The organism is Streptomyces sp. NPDC059853 (assembly GCF_042731495.1).
Lineage (GTDB): Bacteria > Actinomycetota > Actinomycetes > Streptomycetales > Streptomycetaceae > Streptomyces.
The window spans coordinates 1-20,755 of record NZ_JBHWJL010000001.1; the positions used below are offsets into that span (position 1 = coordinate 1).

Annotated in this window: 13 protein-coding genes and 1 pseudogene; 11 read left to right on the top strand and 3 right to left on the bottom strand. The window is 68.6% G+C overall.

Going from position 1 to position 20,755, the window contains the following annotated elements; genetic code table 11:
- Positions 1-29: 29 nt before the first annotated feature.
- A complete protein-coding gene (locus ACFV5N_RS00005) occupies positions 30-1,040 on the bottom strand; it encodes a hypothetical protein (protein ID WP_385592031.1) in 1,011 nt (336 codons plus the stop codon).
- A 369-nt stretch (positions 1,041-1,409) separates the two neighbouring features.
- Here ACFV5N_RS00005 and ACFV5N_RS00010 point away from each other — a divergent pair, with 369 nt between their 5' ends.
- From ACFV5N_RS00010 to ACFV5N_RS00050, 9 genes and pseudogenes are all read left to right on the top strand, one after another.
- Entirely contained in the window at positions 1,410-2,441 is a 1,032-nt protein-coding gene (locus tag ACFV5N_RS00010) for a LacI family DNA-binding transcriptional regulator (RefSeq protein ID WP_385592033.1), read from the top strand.
- 95 nt (positions 2,442-2,536) lie between these two features.
- The gene (locus ACFV5N_RS00015; RefSeq protein ID WP_385592035.1) at positions 2,537-4,141 is read left to right on the top strand and encodes an FAD-dependent oxidoreductase; all 1,605 of its coding nucleotides are present in this window, start codon (positions 2,537-2,539) and stop codon (positions 4,139-4,141) included.
- A gap of 89 nt (positions 4,142-4,230) precedes the next feature.
- The gene (locus ACFV5N_RS00020) at positions 4,231-5,502 is read left to right on the top strand and encodes an ABC transporter substrate-binding protein (RefSeq protein ID WP_385592037.1); all 1,272 of its coding nucleotides are present in this window, start codon (positions 4,231-4,233) and stop codon (positions 5,500-5,502) included.
- Entirely contained in the window at positions 5,499-6,470 is a 972-nt protein-coding gene (locus ACFV5N_RS00025) for a carbohydrate ABC transporter permease (protein ID WP_385592038.1), read from the top strand. Before ACFV5N_RS00020 ends, ACFV5N_RS00025 begins: the two co-directional genes overlap by 4 nt.
- Positions 6,471-6,612: 142 nt before the next feature.
- Positions 6,613-7,365, top strand: a complete 753-nt coding sequence (locus tag ACFV5N_RS00030; protein ID WP_385592114.1) for a carbohydrate ABC transporter permease — start codon at positions 6,613-6,615, stop codon at positions 7,363-7,365.
- A gap of 646 nt (positions 7,366-8,011) precedes the next feature.
- Positions 8,012-9,169, top strand: a complete 1,158-nt coding sequence (locus ACFV5N_RS00035; RefSeq protein ID WP_385592040.1) for a hypothetical protein — start codon at positions 8,012-8,014, stop codon at positions 9,167-9,169.
- 715 nt (positions 9,170-9,884) lie between these two features.
- On the top strand, positions 9,885-12,770 hold the full coding sequence (locus tag ACFV5N_RS00040) for a putative dsRNA-binding protein (RefSeq protein ID WP_385592042.1): 2,886 nt from the start codon (positions 9,885-9,887) through the stop codon (positions 12,768-12,770).
- Positions 12,771-13,618: 848 nt separating this feature from the next.
- Positions 13,619-14,104: pseudogene (locus ACFV5N_RS00045) on the top strand (group II intron maturase-specific domain-containing protein); the annotation flags it as partial.
- Positions 14,105-14,191: 87 nt separating this feature from the next.
- Positions 14,192-15,027, top strand: a protein-coding gene (locus ACFV5N_RS00050; protein WP_385592044.1) for an IS5 family transposase whose coding sequence is annotated in 2 segments (ribosomal slippage) — positions 14,192-14,534 and positions 14,534-15,027 — 837 coding nt in all. Because the reading frame shifts where the segments join, the coding sequence is not laid out codon by codon here.
- 512 nt (positions 15,028-15,539) lie between these two features.
- Here the strand turns inward: ACFV5N_RS00050 and ACFV5N_RS00055 are convergent.
- A complete protein-coding gene (locus ACFV5N_RS00055; RefSeq protein WP_385592046.1) occupies positions 15,540-17,060 on the bottom strand; it encodes a GMC family oxidoreductase in 1,521 nt (506 codons plus the stop codon).
- Between the two features lie 215 nt (positions 17,061-17,275).
- Entirely contained in the window at positions 17,276-17,548 is a 273-nt protein-coding gene (locus ACFV5N_RS00060; protein ID WP_385592048.1) for a hypothetical protein, read from the bottom strand.
- A 980-nt stretch (positions 17,549-18,528) separates the two neighbouring features.
- On the opposite strand from ACFV5N_RS00060, the gene ACFV5N_RS00065 reads away from it, so the two are divergent.
- Together ACFV5N_RS00065 and ACFV5N_RS00070 are read left to right on the top strand one after the other, a co-directional pair.
- Complete coding sequence (locus tag ACFV5N_RS00065; protein WP_385592050.1) at positions 18,529-18,774, top strand: inositol monophosphatase family protein; 246 nt, start codon at positions 18,529-18,531, stop codon at positions 18,772-18,774.
- 764 nt (positions 18,775-19,538) lie between these two features.
- Positions 19,539-20,705, top strand: coding sequence for an iron-containing alcohol dehydrogenase (locus tag ACFV5N_RS00070; RefSeq protein WP_385592052.1), 1,167 nt, complete (start codon positions 19,539-19,541; stop codon positions 20,703-20,705).
- The last annotated feature ends 50 nt before the right edge of the window (positions 20,706-20,755 follow it).

Below are 20,755 nucleotides of genomic sequence, written 5' to 3' on the forward strand. Positions count from 1 at the left end.
GCGCGGCACGGCCGGTGGCACCCGGCAGGTCAGTTGGCGCGGGCCAGGGCGATGTTCGTCGAGCCGCGCTGCCCGGCCTCGTAGAACATGTGCAGCCGCCCGTCCACCTCGACGAAGGAGGGCGCGGCGGCCCGCCCGTTGTCCGGGGCGCCGGACCGGGAGTCGTACAGCACGCCGAGGTGGTCCTCGCGGTCGAAGCCGGTGCCGACCCGGGCCACATGGATGTTCCCGGCGCCGGAGTGGTACACCACGTGCCCGCCGCCGTTGCGCGACCAGTAGTGCGCCCCGGAGAGCTGGCCGCCCTCGCCCGCCCGCGGTGAGATCAGGGGGTCCGGCTTGACCTGCCAGCCGGAGGTCAGCGCGTGCGACCAGCCGATGTAGATCTTGCGGGTGCCGCCGTGGTTGCCCATGAAGAGCATGATGTACATGTCCGACTTGGTGGGGTGGGGGAAGACCCGGGCATAGGACGTCTCGCTGACGCCCGGCAGCATGTAGGTGCCCACCACCCGGTTGTGGTACTGGAAGGTGCGCCCGTCGGACGAACTCGCCACCCGGGTCGTGTGGTTCTCGCCGTGGAAGAACAGATAGATCTTCCGGTCGGCCGGGTTGTAGAAGGCGTCCGGGCTGGAGACGTGCGAGACGTCGAAACTCGCCCACGTGCGCGGGATGACGGGGTTGTTCGGGTATTCCCGCCAGGGGCCGGTGATGCTGTCGGCGTAGGCCAGGCAGATCCCGCCGGGGTTGTCGTGCGGGGCGTAGTACATGTACCAGCGGCCCAGGGGGTTGGCGATCCGGCCGGCGACGTGGCGGACCGAGGGGAAGATCAGCTCGTTGGTCGGGTTGTAGCGCAGCTGGCTCTTGTTGAACACCTGGCCGTAGTAGCTGAAGGTGGGGAAGCCGGGCACCGCGGCCTGGGCGGCCGGGGCCCCGGCGAGGGAGAGCGCCCCGCCGGCCGCGGTCGCGGTGCCGAGCGCCGCCGCGCCGCGCAGCAGTCCGCGGCGGCTCAGGAGGGTGGGGGAGGGGTGCCTGTCGTCCGTCATGGCGACTCCAGAGTGAGACGTCGTGCGTACAGAGGGTGACGGCGCGGGGTCGTGCGGCGGCGGGCCGCCCGCGGGTGGGGGCGGCGGCCCGCCGTACGACGGTGCCGTGGCCGAACGGGGGTGGTACTCGGTGCTCCGGTGCGGGGAGCCGATGGCAGCTCAGCTTCGGGGCGGCTCGGGGCAGCGTCAAGTGCTAATACGAATTACCACCTTGACGGCCCCCGGCCGGGAATGCAGCATGGCGGAACGCAGCGCCCACTAATACGTATTATCCGACGCGCGATCGGCGATCCGTGCCTCGGAGTCCGGTGGCCTGCCGAGCGGAGGGCCGCGGAGCGGGCCCGCGAGAAGCGTCGAGAGGATACGGCCGTGACGGGACACCGCCGCCGGGTCACCCAGCAGGACATCGCCCGGATCAGCGGCGTCAGCCAGACCACGGTCTCCCTCGTGCTGAACAACCGGCTCGACGCCGGGGCCCGGATCGCCCCGGAGACCAGGGAACGGGTGCTGGAGGCCATCGCCGAGACCGGCTACGTGGCCGACCCGGTGGCCCGGCGCATGGTCGCCCGGCGCAACCGGATCATCGGCGTCTTCACCTACGAGGCGGTCTTCCCCAGCGGCACCCGGGACTTCTACCAGCCCTTCCTCGCCGGGATCGAGGAGAGCGCCGAACACCTCGGCTGCGATCTGCTGCTGCTGACCAGCGCCCCGGTCGTGGCGGGACGGCGACGCATCTTCCACGACGGCAACCGGTTCCGGCTCGCCGACGGCTGCATCCTGCTCGGCCGCGAGACCCACGCCGGTGAACTGGCCCGCCTGGTCGCGGAGGACTACCCGTTCGTCTCGGTCGGCCGCCGCGACGACGCCGGTGGACCGGTCCCGTACGTGGGCGCCGACTATCCCGGCGCCGTCGCCGCCCTGGTGGAACGGACGGTGGAACTCGGGCACCGGCGGCTGGCCTACCTGGGCAGCGGCAGCCACGCCGAGTCGCGCGGCGACCGCCGCGACGGCTTCACCGCGGCCCTCGCCGGCAGCGGCGCCACCGGAACGGTGCTGGCCGGCGAGACCCAGGAACTGATCGCCCGGCTGCCCGGACTCCTCGCGGACGGCGTGACCGTCCTGTTCGTCGAGGAACCCGCCGACTGCCAGCCACTCGCCGACCGGCTGGCCGAACTCGGCCACCCCGTACCGGCCGCGATCTCCGTCGTGGCGCTCGGCGACCCGACCCGGCCGGCCACCGCCGACATCGACTTCACCGGGTTCCGCATCCCGCGCCGGGAGATGGGGCGGCAGGCCGTGGAAGTGCTCAGCGCCCTGCTGGAGGAGGAACGCACCCCCGTGCAGCGCCTGCTGGCCTGCGACGCGCACCGGGGCGCCAGCCTCGCACCGCCACCCGGCTGACCCCGTACCCGTCGGCCCCGACCCATCGCCCCCCGAACCCCTGGCATCCGCGTACCCGCACCCCGTACCCGCTCCACCCCGATGAGAGGCGCACCATGACCGAACTGGACACCGACCTCGTGATCGTCGGCGGCGGCCTCGGCGGCGTCGCCGCCGCGCTCGCCGCGCTGCGCGCCGGCCGGCGGGTCATCCTGTCCGAGGAGTACGACTGGCTCGGCGGCCAGCTGACCAGCCAGGCGGTGCCGCCGGACGAGCACTCCTGGGTCGAGCAGTTCGGCGTCACGGCCTCCTACCGCGAACTGCGCGACGGCATCCGCGCCTACTACCGCCGCGCCTACCCGCTCACGGACCGCGCCCGGGCCCGCCGCGACCTCAACCCGGGGGCCGGGCACGTCAGCCGGCTCTGCCACGAACCCCGGGTCGCGGTCGCCGTCATCGAGGAGATGCTCGCCCCCCACCGCGGCAGCGGCCGGCTCCACGTGCTCCAGCCCTACCGGCCGGTCGGCGCGGAGACCGACGGCGACCGGGTGAGCGCCGTCCGGCTCGCCCACCGGGACAGCGGCGAGGAGATCACCGTCACCGGCCGGTACGTCATCGACGCCACCGAGAGCGGTGAACTGCTGCCGCTGACCGGCACCGAGTACGTCACCGGCTTCGAGTCGCGGGAGCGGACCGGCGAGCCGAGCGCACCGGCCGAGGCCCAGCCGATGAACATGCAGGCGGTCTCGGTCTGCTTCGCCATCGACCACGTGGACGGCGACCACACCATCGACCGGCCCGCCGACTACGGGTTCTGGCGGGAGTTCCGCCCCGACTTCTGGGGCGGCAACCTGCTCGGCTGGACCTCGCCCAACCCCCGTACCCTCGAAACCGGTACGCGCAGCTTCACCCCCAACCCGGACGACGACCCGGACGCGGTCGTCGCCGATCAGCGGCTGTCCGGTGGCGACTCCAACCTCTGGACGTTCCGCCGTATCGCCGCCCGCCGCAACTTCCTGCCCGGCGCCTACGCGAGCGACATCTGCCTGGTCAACTGGCCGATGATCGACTACTTCCTCGCCCCGGTCATCGACGTGCCGGACGCGGCGGACCACCTGGCCGCCGCCCGCCGGCTGTCCTACAGCGTCCTCTACTGGCTGCAGACCGAGGCACCGCGCCCCGACGGCGGCACCGGCTTCCCCGGACTGCGGCTGCGCGGCGACATCACCGGCTCGGCCGACGGCCTGGCCCAGGCGCCGTACTACCGCGAATCGCGGCGGATCGCCGCCGAGTACACCGTCGTGGAACAGGACCTGTCAGTGGCGGTGCGCGGTGACCGGGGCGCCGTCCCCTACCAGGACACCGTGGGGGTCGGCATGTACCGCATCGATCTGCACCCCTCGACCGGCGGCGACAACTACATCGACGTCGCCGCCAGCCCGTTCCGCATCCCCCTCGGGGCCCTGATCCCGGTCCGTATGGAGAATCTGCTGCCGGCCGGGAAGAACATCGGCACCACCCACATCACCAACGGCTGCTACCGCCTGCACCCGGTCGAATGGAACATCGGTGAGGCCGCCGGAACCCTGGCCGCCCACTGCCTCCAGCAGTCCACCACCCCCCGCGCGGTCCGCAACGACCCGCGGCAGCTCGCGTCCTTCCAGGACCGGCTGACCGCCCAGGGCGTCGAACTGAGCTGGCCCGACATCGCGGGCTACTGACCGGCGATGACACCGGCACGGACCGAGCGCCGGCCCCCGACCTCACGAACCCCCGGCACCCCTCAAGGAGATGCGCAATGAGGCCATCCATGAGCACACCCCTGGCAGCCGCCGCCCTGGCCGGCATGCTCACCCTCACCGCCTGCGGCGGCTCCGGCAGCGGCGGTGACCCGGACGGGCCGGTGTCGCTGCGGGTCGCCGTGTGGACCGCCAACGACGCCCATCTGGCGCTGTTCGACGAGATCGCCGACGCCTACATCGCCGAGCACCCCCGGGTCGAGAAGATCACCTTCGACCCGCTGCCGTTCGACGGGTACACCACCGCGCTGACCACGCAGATCGCCGGCGGCAACGCCCCCGACCTGGCGTGGATCTTCGAGAGTTCGGCCCCCGACTTCGTCTCCTCCGGGGCGCTGGTGCCGCTGGACGAGGTGCTGACGGGGACCGAGGGATACGCGTTCGACGATCTGCTGCCCGCCACCACCGAACTGTGGCGCGACGACGACCAGCTGTACGCCTACCCCTTCTCCACCTCGCCGTTCGCGGTCTTCGCCAACCTCGACCTGCTCGCCGAGGCCGGGGTCCCCACCCCGGAGGAGATGAGCGGCGCGGGGGAGTGGACCTGGGACGAGGTGATCTCCGCTTCGTCCACCGTGGCCGGGGAGACCGGTGCCTCCGGCATGGTGATCCGCGACTTCGACTACACCGGCTGGGACTACCTCGCCACCCTGTGGACCGGCTGGGACGCCCGCGCCTGGGACGAGTCCTCCGTCTGCGGCTTCGACCGGCCCGAGATGGTCGAGGCGATGACCTTCCTGCACGAGGCGGTCTTCGAGCACGGCGCGATGCCCGGGCCCGGCACCAGCGCCGACTTCTTCGCCGGTGAGGCCGCCTACACCGTCACCCAGATATCCCGCGCCTCGCTGCTCGAAGAGGCCGGCTTCGCCTGGGACCTGCGCCCGCTGCCCGCCGGGCCGGCCGGTGAGTACGCGGTGATCGGGCAGGCCGGGCTCGGCGTGCTGCAGGTCGGCGACCACCCGGACATCGCCGCCGACTTCCTGGCGCACTTCACCGGCCCGGAGAACTCCGCCAAGCTCGCTCAGTTCTTCCCGCCGCCGCGGGCCTCCCAGCTGACCGCCGAGACGCTGGCGAGCAGCAACCCGCTGCTGACCGAGGAGCAGTTGCAGGAGACCGTCGTGGCCGGCACCGCCAGTGGCGTGGTCAAGCCCAGCCACATGGGGCAGGAGCAGATCGCGCAGACCGTGCGCGCCCAGCTCGACGCGCTCTGGCGGCCGGGCGCGGACGTGCCCGCGGTGCTCGGGGACGTGTGCGGGGCCGTGCAGCCCCTGCTGGACCGATGAGTTCCCCGGGGAGCGGCCCGGTGGCCGGCGAGGACCGGCGCACGGCCGGGGCCGGGCCGGCCGGAACCGGTCCGGCCGGCCGCCGGTTCTGGACCGGGCGGCGCCGCGAGGTACTCGCCGGGTACCTGTTCGTCGCGCCGCAGCTCATCGGCAGCCTGGTGTTCGTCCTGCTGCCGCTGGGCCTGGTGTTCTGGTACAGCCTGCACGAGTGGAACGTCCTGGCCGGCTCCTTCGAGTTCACCGGCCTCGACAACTACGACGCCCTGCTGAACGACCCCTCGCTGCCGGGCGTGCTGGCGGCCACCGGGGTGTTCTCGGTCGGTCTCGTGGTGTTCAACCTGTCGCTGGCGCTCTGGCTGGCGCTGATGCTCAACCGGCGGCTGGCCGGCACGACGTTCTTCCGGACGGTGTTCTTCTCGCCGGTGGTCGTCTCGCTGGTGGCCTGGACGATCGTGTGGCGGTTCCTGCTCCAGGAGAACGGCGGCGTCAACGGCCTGCTCGACATGGTCGGCATGACCGGGCCCAACTGGCTGCGCGGCGAGGGCACCGCCATGCTCTCGGTGATCGTGGTCCAGGTGTTCAAGAACGTCGGACTGAACATGGTGCTCTTCCTCGCCGCGCTCCAGGGCGTGCCCCGGGAGCTGTACGAGGCCGCGACGGTGGACGGCGCGGGGCGGTGGCGGCGCTTCCGCAGCATCACGGTGCCGATGATCAGCCCGACGATCCTGCTCACCTCCATCATCACCGTCGTCGGATCGCTCCAGGTGTTCGCGCAGATCGACGTGCTCACCAGCGGCGGTCCCGGGACGTCGACCACGGTGCTCGTCTACTACCTCTACCAGCAGGCGTTCCAGTTCCACCACTTCGGATACGGGGCGACGCTGTCGGTGCTGCTGTTCGCGATCGTCTTCGTCCTGACGTTCGTCCAGTGGCAGTTGCGCAAGAAGTGGGTGTTCCATGAGCAGTGAGGTCGCGACCCGCCGCCCCCGCCGCGCCGCCGGTACCCCGGCCCGTGGCCGCCGCCCGCGCGACGGCTCGGCGCGGGGCAGGCTCGCCGTCTACGGGGTGCTGGCGCTGCTGTCCGTCCCCTTCCTCTTCCCGACCTGGTGGATGGTGACGGCTTCCCTGAAGCCGGCCAACGAGATCTTCGCCTTCCCGCCCTCGCTGCTGCCCGACAGCCCCCGGCTGGACGCCTACCAGCGGGTCTTCGACGTCCAGCCGTTCGCTACGCAGTACCTCAACTCGATGTACATCGCGCTGGTGGTCACCCTCGGGACGCTCGCGGTCTCCTCCCTGGCCGGGTACGCCTTCGCGCGCATCCGCTTCCCCGGACAGAACGCGCTGTTCCTCGTGGTGCTGGTCGGCCTGCTGATCCCCAGCGAGGTGACGATCGTCCCGCTCTTCCAAATGTTCAACGAGTGGGGCATGATCGACACCCACTGGCCGCTGATCCTGGTGCCGATCCTCGGGGCGCCGAGCGTGCTGGCCACCTTGATCATGCGGCAGTTCTTCATCGCCATCCCGCACGAGCTGGAGGAGGCGGCCCGCCTGGACGGGCTCGGCCGGTTCGCCCTGTACTGGCGGATCGCCATGCCGCTGGCCCGGCCCGCGCTCGGGGCGGTGGCCATCTTCACCTTCCTGCACAGCTGGAATCTCTATCTGGAGCCGATCGTCTTCCTCTCGACGCCGGAGAAGTTCACCCTGCCGCAGGCCCTCACCCACTTCGTGGACGCCTACGGCGGCCCGATGTGGGACGTGCAACTGGCGGCGGCCTCGATGACGGCGCTGCCGGTGCTGGTGTTCTTCATCGCCATGCAGCGCCAGTTCGTCGAGGGCCTCGCCCACACCGGCCTGAAGGGCTGACACCGCCCCGCCCCGCCCCGTACCGCCGCCGGACCGCACCCCCGGCCCGGCGGCGGTCCGCGGCGTCCGCGCCCACGGGGCCGGAGCGCCACCGGGGGCCACTGCGTAGGCTGGGGTGCCGTCGTCCCGGCGACACCGTGGCCGCCCGCGCGGGAACCGGGGACCGCCGCCTGGTCACACGACGCGTTGTAGAGTGGCAAAAGAGCCCTTGACCTGCGGATACGCAGGCAGGGAGCCGAGGCACAGGAGTGGCTTCATGTTGCGAATGATGTTCAGATCCAACATCTAGCGTTCGGGCATTTGTGCAGGTCAGTGGGCCGGTATGGTCGGTCAGGTCAGCCAACGGTCAGCATCGTGTCTGGAAGTTTGGCCCGAACTTTGTCCCACCGGTGTGCGGCAAAAGATCGCGGGCGTCTGGGAGGCGCGAGCGGGACTGGCGGAGGGAGGTCCGGCTGCTCGCAGCGGGCTGGCTGCCGGGGGCTGGCATCGGCACCGGTCCAGCGGTGCACGTGCAGGCTGGCGGCTGCCGCATGGCGGGGCAGTTGTCCTGTGGCGGCCCCGGGCGCCACGATGCGGGCTTTGGCGACCTCTGACCTGCGTGCTGACGCCTGGATAGTCGCAAGGCGGACGACCTTAGGCTTCTCCTATGAGCACGGTGCGCGCCCGGGTGTGGCGCTTCACAATCGAGATGGGGAAGGCTGTTCGGGCCGTCGAGATCGGACAGGGCTCACTGCCGGTCTCCTTGGCCGCCATGGTCAACATCAACGCCCTTGCCTGTGACCTGCGCAAGACGGTCGACCCGCGCGTGCGCGATCACGAGATCAGCCTCCTCCTCAGCTACATCACCGGAGGCCAGGGCAACCGGCCTCTTGCAGTTGAAGGCTCCGCCCTCGACTCCAGTGCGGGCCATATCCAGCGTTTCGTCAGCGAGTGCACCGGGCTCGGCGTGATGACCGCCGCCAGCCAGGTGCTGTTCGACTGGAATCCCGGCGCAAGCGGGTTGAGTAGCTTCGACGTGTTGCCGGGCAAACTCTCCGGGGTCTACGCGAAGACGGGTGTGCGGCCAGACTTGCTGTACGACCTGGCCGCGGGGCCGGTTGCCGGAGAGGCACGGGGGCGGCGCCGGCGTGCCAAGCAGATGTTCCCGGCGGGCAAGGGCACTCCCGAGCAGAAAAAGCGTCTGGAGAAGCTCGCGCAGTGGTCCGTTGATCACGGTGATCACGCATACTTCATGAGCTGGGTCTGGCTCGGCGCCGGGGGCGTCTGCGTCGACATCTTCCTGCCCGACGGCTCCGCCGCCCTGACGGGCCTCAGGACCGGATGGATCGACGTGCCAGGAGATGCGAAGCCCTGGCAATTCCGTGTTCCCCGGCCCGATCTGGGCCGTGTGGGGTCCATGGCCCCGGAAGCGGGTCAGATGTACCGCCTTCTGGGGCCGCAGTTCAGTGATCAGAGGGCCGTCAGCCGGGAGGTGATCAGTCACATGGGGAGTGTGGCCGAGGAGGCCATGGATAGGGCCTTCAGTCGCGAGGAATACACCCTCGGCTCGCTCGCCGATGTGCCGGTCCGGGGGCGATGGATCCGCGGCGACATCCTTGGAGAGGCGCGTTACGAAGTACTGCTCGGAGTTCTGGGCGAGCGAGTAGAGGTGAATCGCCGCGCTCAACGCGAGCGCCTGGCCGTCCAGACGGGTGATCGACTCGATGCGTTCCTCGACGGCCGTCGGCTCACAGTCGTACGCCCGGTCGACGGCCCCCGACCGAGCTGGGACCGGATCAATGCGGAACTGCTAGAGGAGACCTGAGGCCCGGATCTCGCACATCGGCTGGCGGCCAGCGCCATGAATTTGATTTTTGTGACCGGCCTGTTGCCCGTGTTGCGTCGCCGCGCTGAAGCGGTGACTGGAACCTTCCTGGTGGGCTGGAGGCCCGCCCTCCTGTCAGCGACGCACCCGACGACACCCCGCATGCCGACGCCGTGGAATGGTGGGATGTGGCTCTCTCGAGACGAGGTTGCCCAATCCGAAACGATGCCGATTCACAGTTTGCACTCGCCGGCGGGTGAACGTCGAACCAGTCCGTCTCGGCCGTTGGCTCGGGAGACATTGATCGTGGAGGGTAGCTGAAGTGGCCGGGGCGGAGACGAAGGGCGGTGCCAGAGGGTAACAACCCTGACGCTCCGGCCTGGGGCAGGCTGGTCCGGTGCCGAGGGCTGGTCATCCTTGGCCGACGCGTCGGACCGAATACGGTGGGTCATGCAGCACACCGTGCGACACGGGCCTCACATCAGCAGCCACGCGGAATGATTCGTGTTAGGCGAACCGCGTCCAGAACCGGTACTGCGCAGCTAGGATGGTCAGTGCCGACGTGATCACTGGGAGTCATGAGGCGCGGCAAGAGGGGATGGCGGGGCCGGAGGCAGGCCGCCGCTGGTATGCACGCACCGGGACAGCGCACTGGCGCTATCCGGAGCAGGCGCCGGGTCCGGCAAGGCCGTGTCGCCCGGCAGGGGGGAGGGCCATGAACCGCTGGGTCGGTATCGTGTCGCTGCGTGAGACCGCGCCGCCGACGCCCTTACACCGCATCGCGCTCGCTATCGAAGCCGCGCGGAATCGGACGTCCTACCAGGTGGCCGGGCTGACGGTGTCGTACGGGCGGATGCGATCGGCGTTGCGCGTGCTCGCCCAGGAACACGCGCGCCACCACGACTGGGGCCGGTACACGTATTGCGTCGACTTGGCTGGCGACTTCTTCGACGGCGGTCACCCCCCGACCGGGATACCCTCCTGGCTTACCAACGAACTTCAGAAACTCCTGGGCCACGGGTCCGGCAAACGGCCGAAGGGGGGACGGAGAGGACCGGCGGCTTCCCGGCGCCACGGCTCGGTGGCCACCCGCGCGAGCCGGAACGCGTCCGCTGTAACCGCCCGGTCCGCCCGGTCAACCTCGCTCCCGACCGGACGAGCTCCTTTGCCCAAACCGGTGCGGCCCTTCTCCCGTGCCGAACGGCGGCTCGATGTCCACGATGTCGCGTACCCGGCCATATGCGAACCGCCCGTATCGCTGGTCGGCACGTACGGGGAAGTGGTCCGCGCGATAGTGGGGAAGGCCGTCCGCGGATGGGAAGCCGGCCCCGAGGTCACAGCCTGGCTCGGCCTGGCAGCCGAGCACCGCAGTCATCTCTACGAGACTCACTACGCCGACCAGGTCACACCACACGTCCTCGGCATGCTCGACCGGCTTGGCGCCACCGCACTCGACGTGATCCTGCTCGACGCCTACGCGCGATGGGCGACCCCTCGGAAGGTGGGCGAACAGTCGAGCGAACACGCCGGGAGACGTTCCGCCGCCGGCATTGCGCTTGGCGGGTGGGTGAGCGAGGAGGGGCTGGTGCGCATGGGCGCTGGCGAGGCGCAGCAGCCCGCCAGGTCTGTGTTCGAAGGAGTGGCGCGGCAGATCCTCGGCGTGCTCAGTCTCTGTGGTGAGCACGAAATCGCCCGGAGGCTGGTCGCCTCCGTGTGGCCCGACCTCGACCGGCCGTCCGTGGAATCGGGAGCCGATCCCGTTACTCTCGCGCAAACTGCCTTCCGCAAGGAAGGACTGATGTACGACTGCGAGGCGGAGGGCCCGGATCACCGCAAGGTCTTCCGCGCCATCGTCCGCACCGGAACCGGCCGCAAGGCGGAAGGCACCGGCCGCTCCAAGAAGGCTGCGCGGGCGGCGGCGGCACGAGCACTGCTCGACGCATACCCACAGGTGGTCTCAACGGCGGGCGTCGAGAGGAAGGCAGCATCCGTGGCCCTGCCGGTCGCTTCGCCTTTGCCGTATGCGCAGCCGGGCAATCGGCACCGGGACGCCGTGAGCGACCTTGCGGCCATGTTCGAGCTCGGTCATCGTGCGGACGGGCTCCTCGCCCAGGCCCTCACCCATGTCTCCTGGGTATACGAGAACCAAGCAGCGGCGACCGCTGCCTGCCAGCGCGACAACCACCTTCTCGCCCACCATGGCTCGCACGTGGTCAATCATCTCGCTGCCCACGTTCGTGTCCGCCAGGCTCTCGCGCACAGCCTCACCCCCGACGAGGACGAGGCACGCGTCCTCACTGCCTCTGACGACGACACCGCCCGGCTCGGTGCCACTCTCCAACTCGCAGAAGGACTGCTGACGAGCCGTGGTGAGAGCGGACAGGGCCGCGCAGCGGTGTCGGACGCCACCCAGGCGGTTGTCGCCGTGGCCTGGCGCCTCCACGGGCCCCGGCTGCTTGGGCGCCGGCCCGTAGTTTTGGAAGACTGGCTTTCCAGCTTGGAGCACCAGCACGACCCGGTGACCATCGTCGCCGCCATGGCTACCACGTACGGCATCGACCACGATTACACATACGACGTCTCGGGGCCGGACCACCTGACGAGTTTCACTGCCACAATCGAGCTGCGAGACGCTCAGGATCGCGTCCACTGGTGGACTGAGCGTTTGCCTGGAACCTCCGGGAAGGCGCAGGCGAAGAAGGCGACTGCCGAGGCCATCGTCGACGTTCTCACCGCCCCCGTCAACGGCGTCGTCGACGATCTCCCCGCCCCGGAACGGGACCTACTCGCATTCCTCCTGCGCGCTCAGCTCGATGGTCTCGGCCGACCGACAGAACGGCAGCGTACTCGCATGCTCGCCCGCGGCGACCTCGGCACCGACCTTCTGACCACCGGCGACACTGAAGCGTTTCTTGCCTGGGCAGAACGGGTCCGTTCCCTACTCGGACCGGATTTCACGGCCGTACCGGGCGTCCTGCGCGAGCTATATCGCAAAGTCCTCGACGATTCGCGCACCGGGCCCCGCTCGCTCCTGCGTCGTATGGCCGTCGACCCAGGACTCGGTGCTGCTGGCGTAATTCGGCGAAACGCGGCGATCGCCGTGCAGCGAGCGCTGAGTAGTGGACCGCAGGCCGCTTCAGTCCGCGACATCGTGCAAGGTTGGTGGCGCGACCAGGCCCCCGCCACTGGCATCACGGTCCGCGATGACATGGGCCAGGATGCATTCTGGCCGCTACCCGTCCACCTCGGCGCGCTGGACGAGACTCTGACGTGGTGTGGAGAAGCCGCTGAGGCGGCCGACACCCGCATTGATGTCGAGCTGACAATTCGGGATGGCACGCTGCACGTCTTGCTCAGCCTCGACAAAGTGGACGTCCAGGCGGCCTGCAACGATTTCGCCCGCTTGCTGTCCCACACCCTTCCGTACACCGACTGCTTGGTCGGTGAGGACCATGTATTGCTGCGCCTGCACGGCGAGCTCTCGACGGTTCCCCTCCCTCCCTTGGCGACAGCCGGCATGGACGCCTACGTATCCGGACCGTCGGACAGGCGGCCAGATGAGGACATCGCCGTTGTACCAATAGGAGGCACGGAGGAGTAAGTCTGCTCGTCCGCAGTTCCCCGAGCCGGGTAATTGGCTCCAGCTGGCCGTTACGGCACCTCGTAGGACGGTTCAGCGGTGATCTCCAGACAGACCGTGGACGGTTCGACGAGGTGTGCGGATGATCTTCAGGGTCCTATCAGAGGCCGGTTCGGAGCAGTCGTGCCAGTCCGGAGGCGCAGACTGCCGCAGCCTCACCTCGGCAGTACGGGAACCCATGCTCGGACGTGTAATGAAGGAGCGCTCTGGTTAGCAACTTGCTCAGTATCACTGACTTCCCTGATATCCCATCAGGTAAGTCAGTATCCGCTCAGCATTGGACCGGGGTTGTCCTCGTGTCTGCTCCTGGTCGATGCCTTCGTGGCACCTTGATTCGCGCACATTGCGCAGGTGAGAGGCCTGCCCGTCACAGCGAACGATGTTCTGGAGAGTCCTCGAGCCGAAGATGAGCCGATGTACAGTGAAGGATGCCCCTGACCTGCAGAGAGCTGGCGGGGAGCCGTCTTCTAGGAGTCCCAAGTGTTGCGTACTCTGTTCAAGTCCAACATCTAGTAGTCGGGCATTTGCGCAGGTCAGCGGCCCTATAGGGTCGATGGGGTCAGCAAATGGTCAGCATCGTGTGTGGAGGTGTGGAGGTGAAGGCGAGGCACGACACGCAACATACTGCCCCCCGACCGCGGGACGGTGGGGGGCAGTCGATATGTCGGGAACGGGTCAGCCGGACGTTGTTGCCTTGATGAGGGCCTTGATCTTCTCGGATGGCGCATCCAGCGCCACCGGAAAACGGGCACTGACCGGCAGTACATCTACACCTACCCGGCACGGAAGTCAGTGCGTCCGCAACGGAAAAGGTGAAGGAACTGACTGGACGGCAGAACGTCGGCTTGTCGCTGGATTCCTTGCTCCACCGGCTGAACTCGGAGTTGCGGGGGTGGTGCGCGTACTTCCGTCCCGAGATGTCGAACATCGCTTTCTGTTACCTCAGCCACTACGCGTGGATGAGGGTGACGCGATGGATCCGGCGCAAGCATCCCGGGATTACTTGGAAGCAGATCCGCCGACGTTTTTACGGCGGTGGCTGGTGGCCTGCCACGGAGGAAGCGGAACTGTTCAATCCGGCAAAGGTGAGCACGATCAGATACCGATACCGGGGAACACTCATCCCGCCCCCGTGGCCTACTGCGGGATGGGAGCTGAGCGCCCCAAACGGGATTTGCGGAGAGCCGGGTGCCCGGAGACGGGCACGCCGGGTTCGGGAGGCGGCTCGAGGGAACCCGCTCGTGGAGAAATCGGGAGGCTGCCCCGAGTCGACCTCACCCAGGCCGCGCCACTGAATCCGTCCTGCGGAGCGCTGACTTCGGCAGCCCCGATACCGCAGCACTAGAGCGTGTCCGCAATGTCGATTGGTCGTTGCTCCGTTCGTGGTGCGACGTCATGAACTGACTGATGAGGCATGGGAAGTCATTGGGCCGTTGCTGGCTCCGCCCCGGATGGGTCGTCCGGTGCGGGACCGGCGGCAGGTCCTCAACGGCATCCTGTGGAAGCTGTCCACGGGTGCGGCATGGCGCGATCTGCCCGAGCGGTACGGGCCGTGGAAGACCGTCTACGAACGGTTCCGCCGCTGGTCGGCGGACGGAACCTGGGACCGGCTCCTGGCCCACGTCCAGCAGCACTCGGACGCGATCGGTGAGGTCGACTGGTCGATCGTCTGTGTCGACTCGACGATCGTGCGGGCACACCAGCACGCGGCCGGGGCCCGAAAAGGGGGCCCTGGACAGGCGAGGCACTCGGACGTTCCCGCGGAGGACCGAGCACGAAGATCCACCTCGCCTGCGAGGGCAGGGGCCGGCCCCTCACGTTCACTGTCACCGGCGGGAACGTCAACGACTGCACCCAGTTCGAACCGGTCATGGCCCGCATCCGTATCAAGCGGTGCGGGCCCGGCCGGCCCCGTACCCGTCCGGCCAGGGTCGTTGCCGACAAGGGTTACTCGTCGCGGAAGCTCCGCGCCTACCTGCGCAGTCGCGGCATCGCCTGCACCATCCCCGAACGTGTCGACCAGATCAGCGGACGCCAACGACGCGGCGAGAGCCTCTGCCGCCTCGACCGCACGGTCTACCGGCGCCGAAACGTTGTCGAACGCTGCTTCAACCGCCTCAAGCAGAACAAGGCTCTCGCCACCCGCTACGACAAACGCGCCCGCCACTACCAAGCCATGATCACCCTCGCCTGCCTACGGCTATGGCTCCCAACCTGACATTGCGGACAGGCCCTAGTGGACCGACGCGGAGGTCTTGCCCTGTCCGATCCACGCCCCGTATGCGCAGGGAGTGTTGGTGCTGTTCCTCGGGCGAGGTGAAGGTAATGGCGAACGGATGCCAGGACTGGCCACCTCCACCGGCTTCGGCTCCCATTCCCGTGTCCACCTGTCCTCCGGTGTGCCGCTGCCATGGGCCTGGACTGTGCCCGTGCCCCGGGCCAAGGTCTGCATCTCACCGCACCCTGGCATCACACTCGGCGACGTTTTCCGCGCGGTGGCCGTGTTTCTCTGCCCCGTCCAGCCCGTCCACCCCACCGGGAGACAGACGCCCCGGACGTGGTCACCGACGCGGCAAGGAACGCGCATGGACCAGGTACGGTGGTGCTGCGGCCGAACCGTTCGGTCATCAACGCCATTGCGGGCTGTGGAGCACGTGCACCGTTTCGGTCGGGGCGACAGTAAGGGCATCACCCCGCCGGGCCGACTGGACTCGGCGGGGACGACACAGCTCAGCCCACCAGGACGCCGGCCAGCCTGCGGGCGAGGGCGAGGGCGGTCAGGGATGGGTTGGCGGCGCCGAGCCGGGGGAATGTGGTGGGGCCCGCCGCGAAAACGTTGGGTACCGGCGGCAGCCGGTGCTGCTCGTCGAGGACCGTGCCCAGCGGCAGTGTCCCGCCTTCATGGTCCTCGGTGCCGAGCAGGCTGACCCAGGTCACCGGTTCACCGGGCGCCATCTGCCCCGCGAACTCGGGCAGAACGAAGGTGTTGGTTCTCGTCTGCTTTCCGAACTCCTCAAACTCCAGCGGCGCCACGGGCAGACCGAGGTCGGCGCCGAGCGCGGACCAGCATTCATTAAGCATGATCCGCTGACCCGCCACGACCTCGTGGTCGCGGGTGCTCATCGCGGTACGCACCACCGTCTGCCACGGGAACGTTTCCTGCGGAACGCACTCGATGAAGCTCTCCGGCAGGCACTCCTGTTCACCAGTGGTCCGGACATCGACGATTACTTCGTCCGGCGCCGGATGGTGCACGTCCAGGCGAAGGTAGGAACGGGTGCCCGGGTCGGCTTCGGCCATGAACGACGCGGGCTCGCGCAGATACTGCGGCAGTGAGCCGTGTGGGTCGGCGAGCCTGACGACAAAGCCCTGAACGATGTGGTCGGTCATCCGGCCGAGCCGAGGCTCGGGCAGCGCCCTGGTTTCCGCCAGGGCCTGGATCACCAGTCGGGCGTTCTCTACCGCTGCTGCGGCCAGGACAACCGTGCCCGCCTCGACCCGGAACGCCTCACCCGTGCCCCTATGCCGGGCCGACACCCCTGCCGCGCGCCCGTCTCGGACGTCCACCGACATCACCTCGGCGTCACAAGCGAACCGGACGCCGCGCCAGACGCCGTGTGCCGCACCCCCGGGTAGCCAGTGGTCTAGTGGTGAGTACGCTCGCCACCGGCCCTCGCCCGTGGAACGGCAGGCCATAGGGGTGGCCGACAGGCGCAGCCCGCCGACCTCCGCCTCACGTTCCGGCGGATACCTCGGAGTGCCCAGGTCACGCCATGTCGTCAAGTCGGCCAGCACCCGTTCGTACAGCGAAGGGCCGCCCGCCCAGCTGCCAGCCAGGCTTTCCACCACGGCCGGGGGCCACCAGGGCTCCCTCAGCGCCCAGGGCTCTATCGGCAGCACGACGCCGTGCCAGTACAGCGACCGGCCGCCCAGCCGCCGTCGCAGGCCCGAGTTAAGCCTATAGTGACGGTTAGCCGAGCCGTGAGGCCGGTGGAAGTGGCCGTCGGTGTCGGGGGAGAAGCATTTGGCGGCCGAGATCGCGTCGTCGTTGGTCTGGTTGACGTGGCGGAGGTCGGCCACCGGCCCGGCCTCGAGCACCAGCACATCGTCCCGGCCGCCCTGTTCCAGCACCCTGGCCACTTCCAGGCCCGCCAGTCCGCCCCCCACGATGACGATTTCTGCCTGCCGAGGAATCCGGTCCGGGCACTCCAGGAGCCGTCCGCCGAGGACCTTGCCGCGATCGGAGGTCATGCCATCCCTGCCTTTCTCGATTGTGGGTTCACCGTGGACCGACGGGCGGTCCCGGGTCTTTCACGGACACGCTTGTGGCGGCGAACGCGGTGTCCCAGAGCCGCAGTGAGCGGCCCGTCAGCTCCTCGAGTGCGCGGTTGTGCGGCCGAAAATGCTGGACCATTTCGCTGATGAGCCACCGATTCTCCACGGGGGCATACCTTCCTTTGCTCAGTTCAGGTGAGGGTAGTCAAAATCCGCCGCGGGTGCCGGGTCTGGGCCGAGGAATGCCAGCACCCTCTCCGTCGCCGCCCGGGGGCGGCAACGAGGTCCTCGAACAGACGTATGGGCACGCGATCGGGGCCGAACAGTGCGAGGTACCGTTCAAGCTGCTGGGCGTAGTGTCCGGCGTCCACGTAGGTCTGGTACCGGCCCTTGCTGTCTTCGGTTAGGCCGCGTTCGTAGGCCAGGCGTTCTTCGGCGGTGTGATAGTCGAGCCCGGCTCGCACCCCTCCTGAGGTTGGCCCGGAACGCCGCTGCCAGATCCATCTCCTCCATGCCCCGCGCCCGCCAGTGCCACCACTGGGATGCCAGGCGTTCGACCGGGTTCCGCAGCACTGCGACCAGGTCGGCCTCCGGGTTGTGGCGGAAGATGCGGCGGGGCACGAAGGGCAGATAGAGATTGCTCGTCCGGAACTCGCCGACCACCGGTTCGCCCTTCCAGTACTGGAAGTAGCGGGTGAAGTAGAACTCCGGTCCCCGGGGTGTACTCGGCTTCAAAGTAGTACGGCTCCTTGGGCACCGACACGCAGACGTCCGGATGCTGGCGAGACAGTGGCGCAGGGAAGTGGTGCCGCATTTGGCGGCGCCGAGTACAAAGAACGTGGGGAAGGCGAGCCGAGGCCCCGGCAGCCATGAGTTCGGGGTACCCCGCAGGGCCGGGGACGTAGGCGGCCCGTTAGTCCGCTCGCAGATCGTGAACGAATCCGTTTTGGGGACCGGATACTGCATCTCCTCGTCGCAATACGCTTCGACGTGATCGATGAAGTCATAGTAGGCGTCCACCGCGAAGCGGAAGGCGTGGGCGCCGTCGCCGGTCCCCGCGCGGCGCAGTGCCTCACTGGGCACGTCCGTAGTGACCGAAACCGACGGCAGCCCGTTCACCTGCAGCCAGACGGTAAGCTGGTGACCGGGGTGGCGGGTATCGCAGGCCCACCCGGTGACCACGCGGTCGGCGACCCCGTCCACAGCCCCTCGGCAGCCACCAGTCATGCGCCCTCCGCAGTTCGACAGTGGTTCAAGGGCCCGGCGCCGGCGCCGTCGCCGTCGGAACCCGGTCGGTCGCTTCGATTGAACGGGCGGGGACCGGCGGGGTCAACGAGTTCCTGCACATCGGTGCCCCGATGCCGGCGCCGTTCTATTGTCGTGGACATGCGACACGGGGAGCTGACTCGGCCTGGCATGGGAATTTGCCGGGGCGGCGGAGAAGATGGCGCTCGCGGTCTTCCGTGGGGGAGAACGGCGCCACAGGGTGAAGGAGGACGGCTCACCAGCCACCGACCCGGAGTTCGCCATCAAGCGGATGGCGGTGGACCGGATCAGGTGTGATCTTCCCAGTGTCTCCGTCCTCGGGGAGGAAGCGCGCCGGGGACCGCAGGGGGACAGCCGTTGGACCATCGATCCCATCGACGGGACCGCGGCCCTTCCTGAGGGACCTGCCGATCTTCGCCCATGATTCCTACCAGGAGGCGGGAGCCACGGTGTTCTCGATCGTTGCGGCCCCCGCCCTGGGCGCGCGCTGGTGGGCCTACTGCGGCGCGGGCGCCTACAAGGGCGATGTCCTATCACGGTCTCGCGCGTCACCGAAGTGGCGGCGCGGATCGCCTACGGCGGGCTGCGCGACTACGGCGAGCTGTTGCCCGCCTTCGTGGGGCTGGCCGGTTCCTGCCTCACGTGATTGTGGCCCGAGGGCAGTTATAATCTCGCTTCCTCGGCGCCCGGGTGCGAGGAGTGGGACATCGTCCCGCTGGAACTCATCGTGTCGTGCATGAGGCGGGGTGGGCGGCTGTCCGACTTCGCCGGCGGTCCCTGGTGCGCACCGGGGCCGGTGCTGACTTCCAACGGACACGTGCACTCCGTGGCGCTCGACATACTGAAAGGTCCATCTCCTGTTCAACTGCCCCGTCCGGTCAGTTGAACAGGAGATGACCGGCTGTCCCCGGCAGGCCCTGGGACAGCCGCTGAACCCCCGATGTTCCACTTGCCGCGGTGTTACGCCTGCCGTATTCCAGGATTTCCAGGCCGGAGAGCGTACACTGCGGAGCCTTTTCGCCGCCTCGAGCTGGACATCCGGGGGCATGGTGCCGAAACTCGGTATCAGCAACGGATTCGCAAATAGCGTCTTGGAAGCTTTGACTGGCGCCTGTGGGGTTGGGAGACTCGGCAAGCCAATCGCTCTCTATGTGGCCGCCTCCGTGCGGCCGGATACGGATCGGAAAAGTGAAAACCTTCTCGCACAGCCGGCAGCTTCTCTGCCGGGATCTGAGGTTCGGTAATGACCGGTTGCGTTATCTGGCAGGCTTCGACTGCGCGCCCGAACTAGGCGCCGAGCTGGCGGCCGAGCTGGCCGGGTACACGTCGGTGATGATGGTTGTGGACGGCCATGCCAGGGCGCATGCTGAGCGGCTGCTGGCCACTATGGCGGAGGTCCCCGGGGTCTTGCCGGTGTACCTTCGGGCGAGCGAACAGGGCAAGCGTCTGGCCACGGTCGAGAACTTGCTCGAACTGGCTGTGGAACGCGGGATGGGCAGGCGGTCGGCCGTCGTGGCGATGGGTGGCGGAGTCACTGGCAACGTAGCCGGAATGGTAGCGGCGTTGCTGTACCGCGGGGTGCCCCTGATACATATGCCCACGACACCCGTTGCCGCTTTTGACTCCGTGCTGTCGATGAAGCAGGCGGTGAATCTGCGCCAGGGGAAGAATCTGTGCGGGACGTATCTCGTGCCGAAGCTGATTGCTTGTGACCTAGCCTGGTTGCTGACCGTGCCCGACGACCAGATGGCGGTTGGCCTGGCGGAGATGGCTAAGAACGTGCTGGCTGTCACGCCGTCGGAGACCGAGCGGTTTACCGGCGCGCTGGCCGGGCGGCGGAAGGCTCCCGAGCACGCCCTGGAGGCGCTGCTGGACATCGGGATCTCCGCCAAGGCCGGGTTCCTGTCCGAGGACGCCCATGAGCGCGGAGCCGCGCTGGTCTTTGAGTATGGCCACACCTTCGGCCACGCCCTCGAGATCGCGGCTCTAGGGATCATCCCCCACGGGGAGGCCGTTGCCTGGGGGATGTTGGTGGCCGCAGAACTGGCAGTGGAGACGCGCGGGCTGCCGGAGGCGGACCGCGCCGAGCACTACCGGCTCGCGGAGGCACTGGGTCTACATGCGGAGCGCCTGGCCGGGGTTGATCTTGGCACGGTCCGCGCGTTGCTGTCTAAGGACAACAAACGCGGGTATCTCGACACCGCCGACGATGCCGTGCCCATGGTGCTGCTCGACGCGCTCGGCAAGCCGGCGATGTCGGTGGACAAGCCCTTGGTACCGGTGCCGATGGGCGGGGGAAATGGGGGGCTCGGCCACCGGTGCACCCCGGATAACCGACCCGGTCCCGGGTTGTAAAGGGGGAGTATAAAAAAAAAACAGACCACCACAAAGATTGACAAAAAGTT

Bases quoted from the DNA above. Each gene is read 5' to 3' on its own strand.
- ACFV5N_RS00005 (WP_385592031.1), bottom strand. From the start codon at position 1,040: ATGACGGACGACAGGCACCCCTCCCCCACCCTCCTGAGCCGCCGCGGA.
- ACFV5N_RS00015 (WP_385592035.1), top strand. From the start codon at position 2,537: ATGACCGAACTGGACACCGACCTCGTGATCGTCGGCGGCGGCCTCGGC.
- ACFV5N_RS00020 (WP_385592037.1), top strand. From the start codon at position 4,231: ATGAGCACACCCCTGGCAGCCGCCGCCCTGGCCGGCATGCTCACCCTC.
- ACFV5N_RS00025 (WP_385592038.1), top strand. From the start codon at position 5,499: ATGAGTTCCCCGGGGAGCGGCCCGGTGGCCGGCGAGGACCGGCGCACG.
- ACFV5N_RS00030 (WP_385592114.1), top strand. From the start codon at position 6,613: ATGGTGACGGCTTCCCTGAAGCCGGCCAACGAGATCTTCGCCTTCCCG.
- ACFV5N_RS00035 (WP_385592040.1), top strand. From the start codon at position 8,012: ATGAGCACGGTGCGCGCCCGGGTGTGGCGCTTCACAATCGAGATGGGG.
- ACFV5N_RS00040 (WP_385592042.1), top strand. From the start codon at position 9,885: ATGAACCGCTGGGTCGGTATCGTGTCGCTGCGTGAGACCGCGCCGCCG.
- ACFV5N_RS00055 (WP_385592046.1), bottom strand. From the start codon at position 17,060: ATGACCTCCGATCGCGGCAAGGTCCTCGGCGGACGGCTCCTGGAGTGC.
- ACFV5N_RS00065 (WP_385592050.1), top strand. From the start codon at position 18,529: ATGGCGCTCGCGGTCTTCCGTGGGGGAGAACGGCGCCACAGGGTGAAG.